At 34.7% G+C, this 17907-nt stretch carries 19 protein-coding genes; 7 read left to right on the top strand and 12 right to left on the bottom strand.

Annotated features, from left to right (window positions below):
* Positions 1 to 12: 12 nt before the first annotated feature.
* Complete coding sequence (locus tag I583_RS00735; RefSeq protein WP_010762624.1) at positions 13 to 351, top strand: hypothetical protein; 339 nt, start codon at positions 13 to 15, stop codon at positions 349 to 351.
* Between the two features lie 30 nt (positions 352 to 381).
* On the opposite strand, the gene I583_RS16815 is transcribed toward I583_RS00735, so the two are convergent.
* The 6 genes from I583_RS16815 to I583_RS00710 form a co-directional block, all read right to left on the bottom strand.
* Positions 382 to 552, bottom strand: a complete 171-nt coding sequence (locus I583_RS16815) for a hypothetical protein (RefSeq protein ID WP_010762623.1) — start codon at positions 550 to 552, stop codon at positions 382 to 384.
* A gap of 81 nt (positions 553 to 633) precedes the next feature.
* The gene (gene lanM / locus I583_RS00730; protein ID WP_010762622.1) at positions 634 to 3528 is read right to left on the bottom strand and encodes a type 2 lanthipeptide synthetase LanM; all 2895 of its coding nucleotides are present in this window, start codon (positions 3526 to 3528) and stop codon (positions 634 to 636) included.
* 259 nt (positions 3529 to 3787) lie between these two features.
* Complete coding sequence (locus tag I583_RS00725; protein WP_010762621.1) at positions 3788 to 4792, bottom strand: alpha/beta hydrolase family protein; 1005 nt, start codon at positions 4790 to 4792, stop codon at positions 3788 to 3790.
* A gap of 1 nt (position 4793) precedes the next feature.
* A complete protein-coding gene (locus tag I583_RS00720) occupies positions 4794 to 5405 on the bottom strand; it encodes a GNAT family N-acetyltransferase (protein ID WP_010762620.1) in 612 nt (203 codons plus the stop codon).
* 7 nt (positions 5406 to 5412) lie between these two features.
* On the bottom strand, positions 5413 to 5697 hold the full coding sequence (locus tag I583_RS00715; RefSeq protein ID WP_143140016.1) for a hypothetical protein: 285 nt from the start codon (positions 5695 to 5697) through the stop codon (positions 5413 to 5415).
* Between the two features lie 221 nt (positions 5698 to 5918).
* Entirely contained in the window at positions 5919 to 6161 is a 243-nt protein-coding gene (locus tag I583_RS00710; protein ID WP_010762618.1) for a MerR family transcriptional regulator, read from the bottom strand.
* A 465-nt stretch (positions 6162 to 6626) separates the two neighbouring features.
* Between I583_RS00710 and spx the strand changes: the two genes are divergently transcribed.
* Complete coding sequence (gene spx / locus I583_RS00705) at positions 6627 to 7025, top strand: transcriptional regulator Spx (RefSeq protein ID WP_010762617.1); 399 nt, start codon at positions 6627 to 6629, stop codon at positions 7023 to 7025.
* A gap of 143 nt (positions 7026 to 7168) precedes the next feature.
* Here the strand turns inward: spx and queA are convergent, their stop codons facing one another.
* Positions 7169 to 8200 carry a tRNA preQ1(34) S-adenosylmethionine ribosyltransferase-isomerase QueA gene (gene queA / locus I583_RS00700; protein WP_010762616.1) on the bottom strand — a complete coding sequence of 344 codons (1032 nt, stop codon included), beginning with the start codon at positions 8198 to 8200 and terminating at the stop codon, positions 7169 to 7171.
* A gap of 160 nt (positions 8201 to 8360) precedes the next feature.
* Here queA and I583_RS00695 point away from each other — a divergent pair, with 160 nt between their 5' ends.
* Positions 8361 to 9251 carry a VOC family protein gene (locus tag I583_RS00695; RefSeq protein WP_010762615.1) on the top strand — a complete coding sequence of 297 codons (891 nt, stop codon included), beginning with the start codon at positions 8361 to 8363 and terminating at the stop codon, positions 9249 to 9251.
* Positions 9252 to 10382: 1131 nt separating this feature from the next.
* Here I583_RS00695 and I583_RS00690 read toward each other — a convergent pair.
* The 5 genes from I583_RS00690 to I583_RS00670 all read right to left on the bottom strand — a co-directional run bounded on the left by I583_RS00690 (position 10383) and on the right by I583_RS00670 (position 13723).
* Entirely contained in the window at positions 10383 to 11930 is a 1548-nt protein-coding gene (locus I583_RS00690; RefSeq protein WP_244264873.1) for a DUF4097 family beta strand repeat-containing protein, read from the bottom strand.
* Between the two features lie 8 nt (positions 11931 to 11938).
* Positions 11939 to 12256 (bottom strand): PadR family transcriptional regulator, encoded by a 318-nt coding sequence (locus I583_RS00685; protein ID WP_010762613.1) that lies wholly within the window; start codon positions 12254 to 12256, stop codon positions 11939 to 11941.
* 191 nt (positions 12257 to 12447) lie between these two features.
* A complete protein-coding gene (locus tag I583_RS00680; RefSeq protein WP_010762612.1) occupies positions 12448 to 12690 on the bottom strand; it encodes a hypothetical protein in 243 nt (80 codons plus the stop codon).
* The gene (locus I583_RS00675) at positions 12657 to 12995 is read right to left on the bottom strand and encodes a hypothetical protein (protein WP_010762611.1); all 339 of its coding nucleotides are present in this window, start codon (positions 12993 to 12995) and stop codon (positions 12657 to 12659) included. The genes I583_RS00680 and I583_RS00675 overlap by 34 nt, the downstream gene beginning before the upstream one ends.
* Positions 12996 to 13033: 38 nt before the next feature.
* On the bottom strand, positions 13034 to 13723 hold the full coding sequence (locus tag I583_RS00670; RefSeq protein WP_010762610.1) for a hypothetical protein: 690 nt from the start codon (positions 13721 to 13723) through the stop codon (positions 13034 to 13036).
* Between the two features lie 720 nt (positions 13724 to 14443).
* On the opposite strand from I583_RS00670, the gene I583_RS00660 reads away from it, so the two are divergent.
* The 4 genes from I583_RS00660 to I583_RS00645 are packed head-to-tail and all read left to right on the top strand — an operon-like array spanning position 14444 to position 17876.
* Positions 14444 to 15637, top strand: coding sequence for a betaine/proline/choline family ABC transporter ATP-binding protein (locus tag I583_RS00660; protein WP_174270359.1), 1194 nt, complete (start codon positions 14444 to 14446; stop codon positions 15635 to 15637).
* A 3-nt stretch (positions 15638 to 15640) separates the two neighbouring features.
* Positions 15641 to 16276, top strand: a complete 636-nt coding sequence (locus I583_RS00655) for an ABC transporter permease (RefSeq protein ID WP_010762608.1) — start codon at positions 15641 to 15643, stop codon at positions 16274 to 16276.
* Positions 16273 to 17208 (top strand): osmoprotectant ABC transporter substrate-binding protein, encoded by a 936-nt coding sequence (locus I583_RS00650; protein WP_174270358.1) that lies wholly within the window; start codon positions 16273 to 16275, stop codon positions 17206 to 17208. The genes I583_RS00655 and I583_RS00650 overlap by 4 nt, the downstream gene beginning before the upstream one ends.
* A complete protein-coding gene (locus I583_RS00645; protein ID WP_010762606.1) occupies positions 17208 to 17876 on the top strand; it encodes an ABC transporter permease in 669 nt (222 codons plus the stop codon). The genes I583_RS00650 and I583_RS00645 overlap by 1 nt, the downstream gene beginning before the upstream one ends.
* Positions 17877 to 17907 lie beyond the last annotated feature (31 nt).

Genomic DNA, 17907 nt, shown 5'->3' with positions numbered 1-17907 from the left:
AAAGGATAAATTATGACTGAATCACTTAAATCTTTTTTTGATAACTTGCCTAGAAATCATTGGTCTAGTATAGTAATCGCTGTACTATCAGTTATTTTCATTGTGTATTCAATTTATTTTTACTTTAGCAAAGAAGGTAAAGATGAACGTGGAAAGAAAATTATTTCAACAGCAAGTTTCATCTCTTTTATTATTACAGTAGTATTAATATCTATTTTGAATAACAATGCAGTAGTTTTTGAGATTATTTCAAAGAATGAATTATCTTTTAACTGGATACTAAATTTCTTTGTATTGCTTATTTCTGGCGTTGAAGCAATTGGTATATTAATACTGAGAAGAATAAAATAAAAAAAGACCTCCGCAAAGAGGTCTTTTTTTTTAGAAACAAATTAATTTAGTCCAACCACCAAGTGAGTTAGGAGTAGTTTCTTCAAGACGATTAAACATTTCTTCAGTCTCTTCATTTCTTTCGAAAGAAGCACCTACAAATTTGTCTAATTTTTTTGCATCTGTTTTTGTTTCCATTTTTTCAATCGATAATTTTCTCATGATAATATTTCTCCCCCTTGCGTTAATACTTAGATTATAATCCGTTCCTCGAGATAAGTAAAGTTCTTTTTTCAGATTGTGTCACTTAATAAATAACAAGGATTGAACAATGCACGGTTCGTATGCCCTCAATACTTGATAACCAACTCCAGCTAAGCCACAAAAAAGGCCAACAGGAACACTTGCTGGATCAGACTTCAGTTTAATAACATCGCGTATTAATAAATTAATATCATTTAAATAATCATCTTTATTCCCATAAATCCCATGACAAAGACAAGCGTCTTCTGAATATTGCTCTTCTATTTTTTTAGACAGCTCATCAGCAAAAGTAAGCTGTAACAATTGACAAACTTCTTTGATTCCAGTTCTCCCTTTACACCAAGAATCATTTATTTTTTCATTCTTTTTAAGATTGCTTTCAAATTTTGCTTGATACCACTCAAGTTTTTCTTGGATTTCCACTTCTTTAAGAATTTGGTCTGCTTTACTTAGGCCATAGCATACGCCAGCATAGCCATGAGCAAAACTATTATCAGTCATTTCTTGACAGGTCACTGCTTGTGCATAGTGTAAAAGCCCAGCATAAGCTTCCTTGCTAGGGTATGTTTGATAGATAGCTGCTAAAACTGCGAGTAAACTTGCTTTACCATAAATCCATTCATTCGTTTGGTTCTCTGCTGCTATTTGAAATGTTCTTAATGTTTTCAAGCTTTTTTCCATATAGGAATGATGTTTAGGATCATTGAGTAATCTAGTTACATAAAAAGCAACTGTCAGCCGCATCCCTTCATCAAAAAATCCACTTTCATAGGTATTATTCCCATCCTCAGTTAGAAAAATTTCTTTCTCTAAAATAGTGATCACGTCTTGGTAACTATCTTTAGGCACAAAATGATTCAAATAAACAAAAAAGAGATAAACACCTGCCACGCCTTCATAAAGATCCATACCTGGATAAGCAATCTCAACCTCGCCATCTGATGCAGGAACAATAGAGAGCCAATCAACTTCACTATTTTCTTTATCTACTACAATCTGATCAATGATTTTATCACCAATATCAGCAGCTTTTTGTAATAGAGGTTCTTCAATGGAACTATTTTTCATTGAAATCGTTATTTCTTGCGGACTATACGCTAAAGTCCCTAAGCTTTCTTTTAATAAAAGATAAGAAAAATGGCTGGTTTTATCTGTTATTTGCTCCATATGATCCACCGTATCTTGCAATGGCGTTTTCTCTAACAAGTCACTCAGTTCATGACCATTAGTATAGGCATTGGTTAAAGAGGTATTTGCTGTAACCAACGGTATATCGTGATCCAACATCGCTTGCACTTCAAAAGGGATCAGCACCTCTGGAATGATTGGACTGGCCCACAAGTTTTCAATAATCTTTTCTCGTTCAATGTAATTAGACATACAATCTGTATGCAAGGTAAAATTCAACAAATTCCCGTAGTCTTGCGTATCCCTGTATATCAATCGAATTGTTGTGTCTGAAAATAGTACTTTGACTTTCTCAATAAATTCAGATTTATTTTCTAATAATAGCTGATTCATTTCTTTAAATGCTCTCTGGATCACATCGCGATAAACTAGATAGTCAACTTCTTTTCCATCTAAACGTGGAATATTTTGGGCGCCATCCATATACGCTTCTTCTAGCTGAAACGCAATATCGCTGGAGCGATCATTCCTTAACCTTCTAACCTTTTTAGGTAATTTTTGCTTGGTACCAGACAATGCATCCATCTCAAGATCTCGTTTCCATTGTTTTTTTTGTGGCAACAAGCCTGCAACGATTACAGAGTGTTTTTCTATTCGAGTTTGTCTAGATAATTTGTTGGTCAATTTAAACATTTCAGGTCGAATCAATGTTTCTACATCGATCAACACAGGATATTGAGCATTGGCAATCAAGTTCTCCATGTGCAGATCCGTCGCCCCTAACCAATAGACGATTGCTAACAGCTGACCATAATTTTGATAAAAATCAATGACCTCGCTTTCCACTTTACATTCCTGATAAGGAACTTTTTCCTCAATCGTGAAGGTAGATTGAACGAATCGTTTGATTTTATAAAAAGATAATGTTGGGTTTAACGCTTCGATATAGGTCAATAAATCATTAAAACGCTCCCCTATCTCTAGGTTCTTAAATTTAAAAATCAAGGGCTTTTCATCTATCTGAAATTGTATCACTGTTTTACCGCGATCATGGCTATCTCCTTGTCCAAGTACGATTTCTGTAAGCTCCATTGGTATTGAGACAGAAAATTTTTTTACCAATTGTTCAGTAGAATTGTTCAAGTCAGCAAAAAACTCTTCGATCATTTCACAAGCAAATGCCAATCTAACAGCAAGCAACCTAGCAAGTGTGGGATATTCTGCATAAAAAAGATAGGTCCTTTGTTTATCACCAAGAAATTCCTTGATATAGTTAGTGAACTCTTCTTCTTTCGATTCCGCCTGCAATTGATATTCTTCAATCATCTGATGAACATCCCAAACTAATGTCTTTTGGGCAATAAAAAAGAAATCATCTGACAGTTGGTCAATTAGCTCTGAAATTACTTTTTCAGATACCTGAATCAAAGGAAACTTTTGTAAAAGTTGTTGGATATGTTTCTCGTAAAAAGCCAAGTGAAATCGCAATGCAGCGGTTAAAGTCATTTCTTTTATGGGTATTTCATCTATAAATAACTGTCTGTGTAACTCAAACCACTCGCTTTTTTCCACCTTTGGTAATAATAACTGCGCTCTCTCTTCTGTAAAAGGCAACAATCCTCTACTAAAGATTTTCTTGTCTAAATGATATTGATGAAGCATTTTATCGTAATCAGTACTATTTAATAAGCTTTTACGTGATTGCCATTGCTTTAAATAATCGTTTGCTTCTACATTTAAATCCTTCCAACACTGAATTCTTTCTAATATTGTTGTAGCATAGCTATATGTCAACTCTTCAATCATTGTTTCCTCTCCTTTAGAATCCTCTGTCTTCTTTATAATAATAATAAAAAAGTAGGAAAAATACTATCCTATTTTTATTTTGACTATATTCATAAAAAAATGAGGCTAAGACAAAAGCGTTTAGCTCCGAGAGATAAGAGGGAATTCACGAAAATTGCTTTTCAAATTTTTGTGAATTTCAGCTTATTTCCGAAGGAGTTGCTTTTTTCTCGCCGTTTATTCGGATTTAGAGCGCGAAACAAAACTGTTCTTTAGTTTCTCAATCTCCCCCAACAGATAAATAGCACTGCCGTAAAAAATCTTTATTAATCAAAAAATCTTTAGGTGCCAATAGATAAGCTACAGCAGTAAAAAACTCAGACTGCGCAATATTTGAATAAATCATACTGTGAGCAGTATTTTTTATCTTAAAAACTGTCAGTAATTCGTTCGGGATTATTTTTGAATACGTTTTTTCAGTCTCTTCAGTATCAACATTTTGATCATGATCCCCAAGGAATAAATCGACAGGAATATCACTATTTTCCAAATCTAGGCGAACATCTGAGTCTAAGTTTTTTTTTACAAATTCCCAGCGATCTTTTGACATTGGCTGTTGTTCTGGTGTTTTTGCTAAATATTCCTTATAAGAAATATCCTTTTTCAACAAGTCGATACTCTTTGCTTCTCTATCCAGTGCTTCGTTGATTTGTTCTGGCTTTTGACCTTTCTGTTTTAATTTTTGTATCGTATAATAAGTGTTTTGACTCAACCAATTAACTGCTGGGGAAACCAACATCACTTTAGAAATAGGTACTTTCTTTTGACTTGCCACTTTTGGCACGACCCACCCACCTTGACTTACTCCCCACAACATAATTTTTTCTGTATTTAATTTGGGCTGCTTCAGTGCCCATTGAATGACTTCTGTTACTTCATCTGCTCGATCTTGCATAGATTGATTGAGCCAATTCCCAGTAGAACCAGCAACCCCAGGTTTCGCCCAAGAGATTGTGGTGAAACCTGCTTTAGCAAATTGCTCCATCATTGGTCTATACCCACCCTCGTTAGTCGCATCCACTGGCGCATCTCCGTGAACGAGTACAACAATGCCTTTAGATCGAGTCCCTACTGGTTTTGTCAATACAGCAGACAATTTACCTTTAGAGGTTGGAATCCACTGGCTCATTTCCTCCATCTCATAGCTGTGTTCATACCAAATAAAAGCACCAAAAATAATACTCAAACTTAGCAAAAAAAGCATGCTCTTTTTCATCAAGTTCATATTACCTACTCCATTCCATAAAAAGCCAATTAGGTTCATTTGCTAAAAATCTTAAAATAAGGACTCTCTGTTTTTTAACAATTGAAAAGCCATACTTTAAATACAATCCCACTGCCTGTTGATTGTTAGCAGAAACGATTAAAGACAATTTACCACCCGTTTTTACTTCGGCTTGCGCCGCTAAAATCAGAAATTTAGCAATTCCTTGTCTTTGATATCTTTCATGAACAGCAACATTTTCAATGTACTGTTCTTTATCTTGCGGAGAGTATTCAAGAGCACTCAACATCAGCAGATATTTAAAAATAGGCAAAAAACCATACTTTTTGGACAATTCAAACGGGTAGTTCTTTTTTCTTGAGTCCATTGTTTTTTCTGAAATTGTTAGAACACCAATAATTTCATCTTGATCTTTTACAATATAATCAACTGGCGACTTTTTCTGAGAAGCATAATGTTGTTCAAGATAAAGTAAAATATCAACCTTTTCCTTCAATGTCAAACGGTTGCTTGCAAACTTAGCGGAAAAAGAAGTCAAAAGCAAACGGAAGACGCCTCTTTTTTCGCACTCACTTAATTGATCACGATCAACTATAGTTATTTTTCTTTTCAAACAGACCTCATCCTTCCAGAGAAATAAAATACTGTAGCTCGTATAAGACTTTATTGTTCATTAAGATCGAAGAATATGCAGCTTCTTTAACAATGATTTCTGCTGTTTTAAAAAAAGGTTGCTCTATTTCTTGGCTAAACTTTTCTATTGCAGCTAACAGTTCATGTTCTTCTTTTATCCAAACTCTTTTTACGAAATAATCACCTGCCGGTAAGTGTTTTTCCGTTGAGGACTCCTCTTTGACATACACCTCTACTTGCTGATCATTAAACAGATAATAGAACGATTCCAAACATAGTTCATGATTTTTTTGACTTTTCTTTATAGCTTTAAAAAAGTCTCTGACATTTAAAGAATCCATCAGCGAATAAGAATAGACTTTACTTAATTTTCTTTCAGGAAACTGGATGTATGTTTCTTCTTTTTGTTCAATTTCTGGTAATAAGTTTTCAATTTTATTTTTTGCAGAAACTAGTTGTTGAATTTTTTCTTCTGTCGCTTCTAGTGTTTCTTTCAGCGTTCTTTCAGCGTTCTTTCAGCCCAAACATTATCCTTATTATTCATAAATTGATCAATTTGAGCTGTCGATACGCCTAAGTTTCTCAACAAAAGAATATTTGCAAGCTGATAAACTTGATCCATTCCATATTTATGATATCCATTGTCGTCTATAAATGCTGGTGAAAATAAACCTTTCTCCTCGTTATAACGAATTTGATGTTTGGAAATAGCCATTAGTTCAGCTAATTGTCCCATAGTTAAATACGATTCTATTTTACTCTCCTCCTAAAGTGCATATTTTCTGACCCCAAAAAAAGACCGACTACCTTTTACGTTATTTCTATTTTACTCTTCCGCTAGCATAAACTATAGGGTCAACCTACAGTCAACTGTTTATTCTAGAAAAATAAACAATATCTGTAATAGGTTTCAAAATAAATACTCTCTTCTGCTAAAAACTTGTAAACGCTTCTATTTATTCGAGAAAAAATGAACGTAGCACAAAAAACGTTACATAACAGATCGAATTTCCAAACATCGTACCTAACATTACAGTTTATCTGAAATAAATAACAAACGTTTGTGAATATACAGTTATTTGTATCTTTTGTTAGCAATAAACAGCTATTTTGTAAGCATTTATTTTGTGAATTTATTACTTTTCGTATATTATAGTCATTAAGAGGTATGTACCAATATTTTCGAAAGGATCTGAAAAACATGTTAAAATTATACACGACAAATAGCTGTACATCATGTAGAAAAGCACGGAGATGGCTGATCGATCATGATATTCCATTTGAAGAAAAGAATTTTGGCACTACTCCTATTACATTAGATGAACTTAAAAATATATTAATTCTTACTGAAGAAGGCACTGAGGATATTATTTCAATTCGTTCTAAAGTCTTCCAAAAATTAGATACAGATATTAACGAACTACCGTTGCATGTATTATTGGAGTTGGTCAAAGATAATCCAGGATTACTACGCCGACCAATTATGATTGATGAAAAAAGATTACAGATTGGTTTTAATGAAGATGAAATTCGTTGCTTCTTACCAAGATCAGTCCGTAAAAGAGAATTATCCCAAACATTACTTTTAAGTGGCTTATAACTGTTACTACCTCGAATCTAAAAAAGTAAAAACTCATTTTGTCTTTAACTAGGCCTTAGAAGATAGATATACTCTGCAAAGCACGCAGCGTTGTTCTTTCTTATCTGGCTCAGTTAGAAACTAAATGAGTTTTTTCTTATCTTTTATTTTACAAACATCGCATCGCCAAAGCTAAAGAAGCGATAGCGTTCATCAATTGCATGTTGATAGGCCGAAAGTGTCAAATCTCTACCAGCAAATGCACTGACTAGCATTACTAATGTCGATTTAGGTAAATGGAAATTAGTAGAAAAAGCTTGTACAACTTTAAACTCATAACCCGGTGTAATAAAAATGTCCGTCCAGCCGCTATCTGCTTTGATTTGTCCGTCAAATTTTGTTCCAATTGTTTCTAGCGTACGAATCGAGGTTGTTCCTACTGCAACGATTTTACCGCCATTTTCCCGAACGTCATTTAGTTGTACTGCGGCTTCCTCAGTTAAACGATAAAATTCGCTATGCATTTCATGTTCTGCAATATTGTCCACACTGACAGGTCTAAATGTTCCTAAACCAACGTGTAAGGTCAAATAAACGAGCTTCACGCCTTTTGACTGGATTTTAGTAAGTAGTTCCTGCGTAAAGTGTAAACCTGCTGTAGGAGCCGCTGCAGAGCCATTTTCTTTAGCATAGACTGTTTGATATCGTTCAGGATCTTCTAACCGCTCTTTGATGTATGGAGGTAATGGCATTTCACCAAGTGATTCTAAGATTTCTAAGAAAATCCCTTCGTATTTGAACGTTACAATCCGGCCGCCATGTTCCAATTCTTCAACAACTGTTGCGGTTAAGCGGCCATCACCAAAACTGATTTTCGTTCCGATTTTCGCACGTTTAGCTGGTTTGATTAAGGTTTCCCAAGTATCCCCTTCTGTATTCGTTAAAAGAAGAACTTCTAAGTGTCCACCTGTCTCAGGTTTTTCTCCATATAGGCGTGCTGGCAATACTCGCGTATCGTTCATAACCAACGCATCGCCAGAATTCAATTCATCAACGATTTCATGAAAGTGTTTATCTTCTATTTCTTTTGTCTCGCGATTTAATACTAAAAGCTTTGAACTCGTTCGATCTTTCAACGGCGTTTGAGCAATTAGTTCTTCTGGTAAATCAAAATCAAAATCTTCTGTACTAAGCATATTTGTCACTCTTTCTACTTGATTTGTCTTGGCTATTCTACCATCTTTTACACTATCTGGCTATGAAGAAAATCCGCTATTAAAATTCAAAATACTTGCAACTGTTATTTAAAAAGCATAAACTTACTTTTAGTAAGTTGCTTTCAAAGGAGGTCATTTAATGTTTGCACCTATTCATCATGTTTCATTATTGACAAGATTTGCTGAAGATAATCAATTTTTTTATACTGAAATTCTCGGATTGCGTCTCGTAAAAAAAACAGTCAATCAAGATAATCATAAGATGCTTCATTACTATTATGGAGATTATGCTGGGACTCCTGGTTCTGTTATTACATTTTTTGTGGTTCCATCACTCGCTCATCGCTATGATAACCGTCATTTTTTAAGTACGATCGGATTAAAGATTCCTAAAGGCAGCCTGCTTTTTTGGGAACAACGTTTAAGCGACTTACACATCTCATTCACGAAAGAACAAAATACACTTCATTTTAAAGATAAAGACCATGTGAATATTCGTTTAGTCGAAGTAGAACAAGCTTCTTTAAAAAAAGAACGACAAGTGGATAATTCTATTCCTTTGACCAAACAGATTTTAGGTCTTTTGTCGACTGAATTCCACGTTGCCGAACCTGAAAAAACTGCTCATTTTTTCTCTCAATTATTGGGTTGGGAAACTAGCAATAACCGGATTCAGCTAAATGGAACTGACTTTATTCAATTTGTCTCAACAGCAACAACTGAAAAAACACGAATGGGTCGAGGAAGCATGGATCACGTTGCGTTTTCCGTTAAAGATGAAAATGAACTGGAGAATTTATACGAGAGAGCTAAAAATCAAGGGTGGACTATTGAAAAAATAGTTCATCGTGGGTACTTTAAAAGTTTGTACATCAGAGAACCTGGTGGTAATCGCGTTGAATTTGCTACTTTAACGCCAGGATTTACCATTGATGAACCGTTAAATATGTTGGGAGAAAGTCTTGCCTTACCAGCATTTCTAGAAAGAGGTCGCGTCGAAATAGAAACCAATATTTATAAAGAAAAATAACCTGAGTGGTCTGTATATTTATTTATCATACAAGGAATTACAAAAAACTGGCCTGCAGCTATTTTAAGAATAACTGCCCATATCGTCTATGTACTTAGTCTTTTTAATAAAAGATATAAACAGGGGCTTAAAAATAAACTGATTTACCTAGAATAAATCAACGTTATTTTTATTAAGTACCCTCTGTTTATATCCCTGAAATATCAAAGACTACTTTTGACTAACTAGAACATTACCCATTTAACGATTCTATCAGTCTTTTTTTGTCTTTGATTATTCCAAAATCACAAAGATAATATTTACCGAAAAGCTTTAGACTGTCGGCTTCAATCACTAGCTGTCCGTACTATATTTCTTTGCTCTTTCTAGACAGAAACAAACAAAAAAAATGATGTTGGTTAACTACACCAACACCATTGCATGTTCAACAAATAGACATCCTATGTTCCATCTTAACTTCTGGTAAAGAAAGTTCTAGATATTTCTCCCAAAATTGAGTAAAATGGAATATGTCGATGTTACGCATTGACACGGGCAACTTGATTGGTCAGCTTTCTCTGACTTCTCAGGGCTTCATGGATCAGCGCCAACTGATCTGTGAAGTGCCTTTTTTATTATATTCGTTTCCGTCTAGTATTCATTTTAAAGAAAAACAATTCCATAGTCAACAAAGTGTCAGAAAATTTTTTGTTTCGCTGATTTTATGTTGCTAATAGTTCTTATGATGCTTAACTATTGGTATAATTGCTGGACACTCGTGTCTTGATGCAATCTTCGTAGTTTCTAAAAGAGTCTCTAGTGATTTCTTCTTGTTCTAAAATATTTCTTTTTTTAGAAGAGAACCTTGATTATAATTGACCTCTACTTCTTCAAAACACATCTCCCTACTATCAAGCAAAACAAATACCTTAAAACTTTTTCTATATAGAATCAAAGACAAAATCCTTCTACGCTGATAGATAGCAGAATTTCTTTTGCTCGACATCTATGTACTACATTAGTAAAGGGAAGCTAAGCAAAACGCGTAATGTTTTGCCCAGCTCCCCTTTTAAATTATAGCTTCCAATAGTACATAACATCTTGCAGATAAACATTTATCAGTAATTTTCTATCTATTACATCTGATTGATCTTACTCAACTTTTTCTAAGATTTTGACATCTCCTGTCTTAGATTTCACGTCAATTTTATATTTACCACTATCTGTTACATCAGAAAAATCATTTCTCAATTCACCAGTCCCTGTACTTGCTGTGACTTTTACAGATTGACTAGGGTCTTGCAACCATTTAATAAATCCAGATTGGCTGGAGACTTTTGCATTTACCTTACTTTCTTGAATCGCAATCGTTGGCCCAGAACCATTTTCTAGCTCTAGCGTACCTAGATTTTCTTCTGAAACGATTTTCCCGTTTTCATTGCTTAGCAAAATATCACCTTTTGTTCGTTTAACAATTACTTGACCATCTGTGGCAGTTGCTTTAAGTTTCTTTATTTCAGAATCTTCTAAAATCATACGGCCTGAATAGTTGTTTAATGCAACATTATCCGAACGTAAGAATTTTAAAATAGATAGTCCTTTGTTGCCTTCAATCGTTAAGTCCCCTAACATACCTGTGATAACTGTTTTTCCAGAGATGCTATTAACCTTTAAATTCATGGCAGATTCTTCTATGATTACATCGCCAGACTCACTATCTATGTTGCCTTCATCCGCAATAATATTTTTTGCGTAGACATCACCAGCAATTAAATCTAAATCGAAATTTTTGGTTTGAATATCCAATAAGCGCAGATCTCCACGGCTTAAGCCTAAATGAAAATCATCTAGGATCGTTCCTTTTGGAATGAAGAAAATCACTTCTGAACGTCCTGTTCGAGTAAAAGTATCAAAAATATTTTCTTTATCTAATGATAAATTGATTTTATTATCGTGAGACCCATTTTCAATTTTTTTAATGTCACTTTCTTTAAAACGACCTTTGACCATCAAACTTGGTTTTTCAGTACTAGATACTTCTACAGTTGTAATCTCAACATCAGCATCTGAATCAAAACTAAATGCGGCATGATTACTAGAAGTCAAACTGATCTCTTTATAATATTGTCTGCCGGTATACATCAATTGTCCTGTAGCTGAAAAAAACAGTAGCATCATCGTTCCAAATGCCAATAAACCAATTGTCAATCCGTTGATTAATTTTCGTTTTTTTACGATCCCGCCTTTTATCAATTGTAAAATGAGGGCGGACAATAATAAACACAAAATCGTTGGAATTCCAGCGAGATTTCGCTCTCCACTTAGCTCTTTTATTGTATAGACTAGAAAAAAGCCAAACAATCCTAAAAGCACTAGAAACAATAACGGTTTTAACATCATAAACACTGTTTTTAAAAATTTTCTCATTCTTTTTTTCTGTGTTTGAATGAATACGTCTTGAATTTCTTCTCTAGGTACAACAGAAGTTTTGGCATTGATTGCAGCATCTAAACTTAAATCTGCATAGTAGTCTGCTGCGATTTCTTCTGGAGGAGCAAGTCTTGCCACTACCTCTGCTTCTGTCTGCCCTTCTTCTAAACAAATGGCTAATTGCTCTAGTAAGTCTTCCTTTAACTCCTCAAAATCTTCCATATCTTCTTCAGCAAAAGCAGCCTTTAGTTGGTTTAAATATTCTTCCATTGTATTCACTAATCTGCCTCCCTCAGTTTACTCACTTGTTCAACAAATTCATCCCAATCGTGCTCCAAAGTTTCCAAATATTCTGTTCCTTTTTCGGTAATTTGGTAATACTTTCTGGAAGGACCATCTGGCGATTCTTTCGTATAAATGACACAATACGATTCTTTGACTAAACGACGCAAAACTGGGTAAAGCGCCCCTTCAGTAATTGGTATAAACTGATTCACTCGTTGTGTTAATTCATAACCATATCGATCTTCTTTTTGGATAAAATGAAGCACACACATTTCTAAAGCACCTTTTTTAAATTGGCTAGAAGCTCTCATCGCTCAATCCCCTTATCACAGTTTTAATGGACAAATTACCCGCGGTTTCCCTAACTGTCCACTGAAATAAATTGACTATGAAAAGAGTAAATATGACTATGTTAACGTACTAGATTCTTAAAAATGAGCTTTCTAAAAAAAACTCAACATTCTATGATTTACTAGAAATAGTCATGCTCTAAAGTGCTTTATCAGTGGTTATTGCGGTTGTAATTCTTTTTCTCTTGAATGATACCTTGACGCTCTTCTGGTGTCAAATTAGGATCGCCCAATTGCTCGTTCCACTCTCTGTTTTTCTGACCTCTTTCTCGCCCATTAGTTGAAGCACCAGAAACCGTATCAGCTGCTTCCACATTTTCAGGTACAGGTGCTACCTGTGTATTTTCTATCGGTGATTTAGCTACTTCCTGCTCTGTTTCTGACTCTTGTCCCACCTTTTTTCCCTTATTTGGCTAGCAGCTGTTTCTTCTTCTATTTTTTTGTCAGCTGCTTTTTTTTCGATCTCTTCTTGTTGTTTTTTTACTTTTTGCGCTTCTTGCTCTTTTAGCTTTTTCTTGATTGAGTTTTCAACATGAGCGATTTTTTTTGAAACAACTTCAGCTAGACGCTCTTTTTTTAAAGCAAATCGTTCTCTGACTACTTCATCTTTAGAAAATGCAGCAGTTGTGGTATTTATTGTCTGGGTCATCCCGATACCTATCATCAAAAGAGCTATGCAAAATACTATAAATTTTTTCATTCTAACTTCTCCTTAATCAACATATTTCTTTACTATAGTTATCCTTGGAAAGCATCCAGCAATTCATTAAAACGTTTCTCTTCGTCTACAATGATCCAATAGTTCTTTTCTTTCTTATCTGGTTCTAACTCCAAATGAATCGTTTTCGGTTCTTTGTCAGCTTTCAATTCTTTAAACGTTTTTTTCAATGCTTCAAATTGGATTTGATTAAGGTCTTTGTCATTTAATGCATCTAATTCTTTTAAAATCCCATTTAATTGATTTTCATCAGAAATTTTATCGATATCCTCTATCGTTCTGATCGTGTCGTAACCTTTCTTTTTTAACCATAGTACCAATTCTTCATCTGTTTTTTGATCAATGATTTGATCAAATTTTGCCGAATCTAACCCAATAACCGTCACTTGTGCTTCTTGTTTTTTTCCTGTACGATCATTCATTTTTATTGAGAAACTTGTTTCCTTCTCCAATCGTTCTTGATAAATTGCGGCTAATTCTTTAGCTTGTTCCTTTGAAAGGTCAAATAGTTCAGAAAAATCCTGAATCAAATCCTTTTCACTTGGTGCATCTAATTGATAAAAATACTTCTCTGCTGCTTCTTTATCTTGACCATAAATTACATTGTTGATAAAAGCTGTAGCAACCTCTTTCGGATTGGCATTATTTGCGCATCCAGTCAAAACAACAACTATAAAAGCTAATATAATAATTATTCTCTTTTTTTTCATACGTCTAATTGGCTCCTTTTATAACAATAACTGTTGATTTTTTGTATTTTTTCGATTTTTGATTATATATTTAAAAATCGTATAGAATTTAACTCTGATTAGTTGCTTATCCTCTACTGCATATGTCGCACTCAAATTATCAACCGTGGGCAATTTTTTTAATTCATTCAATGAATTTTCAGCACGTTTATATGGTTTCAAAAATAAAATAACCTAATACAACAAGCTTCTAGCTATGATTTCAGCGCTATTTCCATTGGAATCGTGAAAAAAAGCGCCATATCAATTAAATAAATTGAATACTAGCAAAACCAGTTAATACAAATTTTCGATACCCAACATGTTTCTTTGAAACAAGATAAAACAAAACTAAATAACTTACACTAAATACCAAATAGGCTAACCCAAAAATTTCTATTTCATTCTCCTTCTCACTCCCTATTATTCATAAAATAGTAGTCGATAGTCAACAATATACTAAGCTTTACATCTATTGTCAATAGAATAATAGTCAACACAAAATTCTTAACTAACTTTTTCAGTATATTTGTTGTTAAAAAATTAGATTTTCTCATTATTTTTGGCCTTAAATAACGAAAAAAAACATCTGATTTGTCGAAATCTCTGTTTTGTAGCATACTAGTAGTAGAAACGTTTTTTAGGAAACACTGAAATCAGTTAGGAAACAAGATACAGAAAAAAGAATTTGGGGTGAGAAAGTTGATCGAATTTCAACATGTTTCAAAAATTTACAAAGGCGGTAAAATCGCCGTAGATGACATCAATCTGTCTTTTGATAAAGGTGAATTTATCTGCTTTATCGGAACCAGTGGTAGTGGAAAAACAACTTCTATGCGGATGATCAATCGAATGACTGATCCATCAAAAGGAAAAATCTTGATCAATGGTGAAGATATTCAAACAATCAATCCAGTAGAGTTACGTAGAAAAATCGGTTATGTCATTCAAAATATCGGTTTAATGCCACATATGACAATCAGAGAAAACATCGTGCTTGTACCTAAGTTATTAAAAGTCGACCTAGAGGAACGCAACAAAATTGCAGAAAAAATGATTGATTTAGTTGAACTACCTAGAGAAATGCTAGATCGTTATCCTAATGAACTTTCCGGTGGTCAACAACAAAGAATTGGTGTCGTTCGTGCTCTTGCGGCCAACCAAGATATCATTTTGATGGATGAACCGTTTGGTGCTTTAGATCCAATCACAAGGGATTCTTTGCAAGATTTAGTCAAAGACTTACAAGAACGTTTAGGAAAAACGATTGTTTTTGTTACTCATGATATGGATGAAGCACTAAAACTATCAAATAGAATCGCAATCATGAGCGAAGGAAAAGTTATTCAGTTTGATACACCAGATAATATTTTACGTCATCCAGTCAATGAATTTGTCGAAGAATTGATTGGTGAAGATCGCCTGATCCAAGCCAAACCAGATATTACGACAGTTGGTGAAGTGATGCTGAACAATGCCATCACGATCACACCAGAAAAATCATTGTCAGAAGCGATCAAGCTAATGAGAGAAAAACGTGTTGATACACTCTTAGTGGTGGATGGTGCAGGCGTATTAAAAGGCTTTATTGATGTCGAAACACTTGACCGTCGTAGAAATACTGCTACTAGCGTGAGTGATATCATGAATCCAAAAGTATTCTTTGTAAAAAAATCGTCTTTACTACGCGATACCTTACAACGAATCTTAAAACGCGGCTTAAAATATGTACCTGTTGTAGATGACCAACAAAAAGTAGTTGGGATCTTAACCAGAGCTTCTCTCGTAGATATCGTTTATGATGTCATCTGGGGTGAAGAAGAAACAGAAGATGGGACTCCCGCTTTAAGTGAAACAGAATCAACTGATGTCAAACAACCTCAAGCGGAGGTGTAAAAAATGAATCAATTTCTTTTAGAAAGAGGAAATGAACTTGTTACTAAAATTGGTGAACATATTTTCATTTCAGGTGTAGCACTCCTTTTAGGGATTTTATTTGCAGTACCGATTGGGATTTTATTAACTAGAACCAAAAGGACTGCAGCCATCGTCATCGGCTTAACAAGTGCTTTACAGACCGTTCCTTCATTGGCATTACTTGCACTTATGATTCCGATTTTTGGTGTTGGTAAAATTCCAGCAATCATTGCTTTGTTTATTTACTCTTTACTCCCTATCTTAAGAAATACGTATATTGGGATCAAAGAAGTCAGTTCTGATTATAAAGATGCTGCTAAAGGGATGGGCATGACAAATGTTCAGTCGATTTTCATGGTCGAATTGCCGATAGCAATGCCGACCATCATGGCTGGGATTCGTCTAGCTGCAGTTTATGTAATCGCTTGGGCAACACTTGCTTCTTACATTGGTGCTGGTGGCCTTGGAGACTTTATTTTCAGTGGATTAAATAATTATCAACCTGATTTGATTTTTGCTGGAACCATTCCTGTTACTATTTTAGCTTTAGCAGCAGACTTGTTACTCGGTCTGTTAGAAAAGAAACTTACTCCTAAAGCATTGAAGGAGGCAGAATGATGAAACGAAAATTTAAATTATTACTCATAACTTTTTGTAGCGCTTTATTATTATCCGGTTGTTCTTTACCAGGACTTGCTTCTAACTCTGATGACTCAACAATTTCCATTACTGGTGGAATCACATCAGAAGCACAAATACTAGCAAGTTTAGTCGCTGGCATGATTGAACATTACACGGATGAAAAAACAACGATCATCAATAATTTGGCAACAACTACGATCAATCATCAAGCTATGATGAATGGCGACGCACAAATTTCAGCTGCCCGTTATACAGGGACTGATTTAACCACTACATTAAACTTAGAACCCATCAAAGATCCTAAAAAAGCCTTTGAAGTTGTACAATCAGAGTTTCAAAAAAGATTTCAGCAAAAATGGTTTAATTCTTATGGATTCGCTAATACCTACGCATTTATGGTCACACAAGAAACCGCTAAAAAGTATAATTTAAAAACCATCAGCGACCTAAAAAAAGTTGGTGATCAATTGACCGCAGGTGTGGATACTTCTTGGATCGACCGTAAAGGTGATGGTTATAAAGGCTTTACTGAAACATATGGTTTTGATTTCAAACGCGTTTTCCCGATGCAGATTGGTTTAGTTTATGATGCTGTTGCGGCAAATAAGATGGATGTCGTTTTAGGTTATTCAACAGATGGCCGAATCGGAAGTTATGATTTGGTTATTTTAGAAGATGATCTCCATTTCTTCCCGCCTTATGATGCTTGTGCTGTTGCAACAGATGAAATCTTAAAAAAACATCCTGAATTAAATGACGTTCTAGCTAAGTTATCTGGACAAATTTCAACAGAAACGATGCAAAAACTAAATTATCAAGCAGATAATGATTTGATGGAACCTGAAACTGTTGCTGATAATTTCTTAAAAGAACACCATTTCTTCGAGTCTGAAGGAGGTGGAAAATAATGCAGAACCTACAAGATATGAATTTACTGCAGCAGTTTATCTATTACTTTGAACAAAACGGTAGCTATGTCTTGAGTCAATTTGTCAGACATTTTCTAATTTCTATCTACGGTGTATTATTTGCCGCAATTGTTGGAATACCGATTGGCATTTTCATTGCTCGCAGAAGAAAAATGGCTGGCTGGGTCGTAAGTATCGCTAACTTGATCCAAACAGTTCCTTCCCTTGCTATGCTTTCAATTTTGATGCTCGGTCTTGGACTTGGGGTAAATACTGTTATTGTCACCGTCTTCCTCTATTCTCTATTACCGATCATCAAGAATACCTACACTGGAATGATCCAAGTCGATCGAAATATTTTAGATGTTGGTAAAGGAATGGGCATGACAAAATGGCAGCGACTTTATATGGTAGAATTGCCACTCTCTGTTTCCGTGATCATGGCTGGTATTCGTAATGCTTTAGTTGTGGCAATTGGAATCACAGCAATTGGAGCGTTTGTAGGCGCCGGTGGTCTTGGTGACATCATTATTCGCGGAACCAATGCAACTGACGGTACAGCAATCATCCTTGTTGGAGCCTTACCTACGGCTTTAATGGCAATCATTACAGACTGGGTATTAGGCATGATCGAACGCCGATTAGATCCAGCGAGTAAACATTCATAGAAAAGCGGAATAAACCCGTTCTTTCAAAAAA

It is taken from the genome of Enterococcus haemoperoxidus ATCC BAA-382 (genome assembly GCF_000407165.1).
GTDB lineage: Bacteria > Bacillota > Bacilli > Lactobacillales > Enterococcaceae > Enterococcus_L > Enterococcus_L haemoperoxidus.
The sequence above is the reverse complement of the archived record's forward strand: the minus strand, read 5'-3'. Positions and strand labels throughout refer to the sequence as shown.

Coding starts and splice junctions, on each gene's coding strand:
- I583_RS00735 (WP_010762624.1), top strand. CDS start 13: ATGACTGAATCACTTAAATCTTTTTTTGATAACTTGCCTAGAAATCAT.
- I583_RS16815 (WP_010762623.1), bottom strand. CDS start 552: ATGAGAAAATTATCGATTGAAAAAATGGAAACAAAAACAGATGCAAAA.
- lanM (WP_010762622.1), bottom strand. CDS start 3,528: ATGATTGAAGAGTTGACATATAGCTATGCTACAACAATATTAGAAAGA.
- I583_RS00725 (WP_010762621.1), bottom strand. CDS start 4,792: ATGAACTTGATGAAAAAGAGCATGCTTTTTTTGCTAAGTTTGAGTATT.
- I583_RS00710 (WP_010762618.1), bottom strand. CDS start 6,161: ATGGGACAATTAGCTGAACTAATGGCTATTTCCAAACATCAAATTCGT.
- spx (WP_010762617.1), top strand. CDS start 6,627: ATGTTAAAATTATACACGACAAATAGCTGTACATCATGTAGAAAAGCA.
- queA (WP_010762616.1), bottom strand. CDS start 8,200: ATGCTTAGTACAGAAGATTTTGATTTTGATTTACCAGAAGAACTAATT.
- I583_RS00695 (WP_010762615.1), top strand. CDS start 8,361: ATGTTTGCACCTATTCATCATGTTTCATTATTGACAAGATTTGCTGAA.
- I583_RS00690 (WP_244264873.1), bottom strand. CDS start 11,930: ATGGAAGAATATTTAAACCAACTAAAGGCTGCTTTTGCTGAAGAAGAT.
- I583_RS00685 (WP_010762613.1), bottom strand. CDS start 12,256: ATGAGAGCTTCTAGCCAATTTAAAAAAGGTGCTTTAGAAATGTGTGTG.
- I583_RS00675 (WP_010762611.1), bottom strand. CDS start 12,995: ATGAAAAAATTTATAGTATTTTGCATAGCTCTTTTGATGATAGGTATC.
- I583_RS00670 (WP_010762610.1), bottom strand. CDS start 13,723: ATGAAAAAAAAGAGAATAATTATTATATTAGCTTTTATAGTTGTTGTT.
- I583_RS00655 (WP_010762608.1), top strand. CDS start 15,641: ATGAATCAATTTCTTTTAGAAAGAGGAAATGAACTTGTTACTAAAATT.
- I583_RS00650 (WP_174270358.1), top strand. CDS start 16,273: ATGATGAAACGAAAATTTAAATTATTACTCATAACTTTTTGTAGCGCT.
- I583_RS00645 (WP_010762606.1), top strand. CDS start 17,208: ATGCAGAACCTACAAGATATGAATTTACTGCAGCAGTTTATCTATTAC.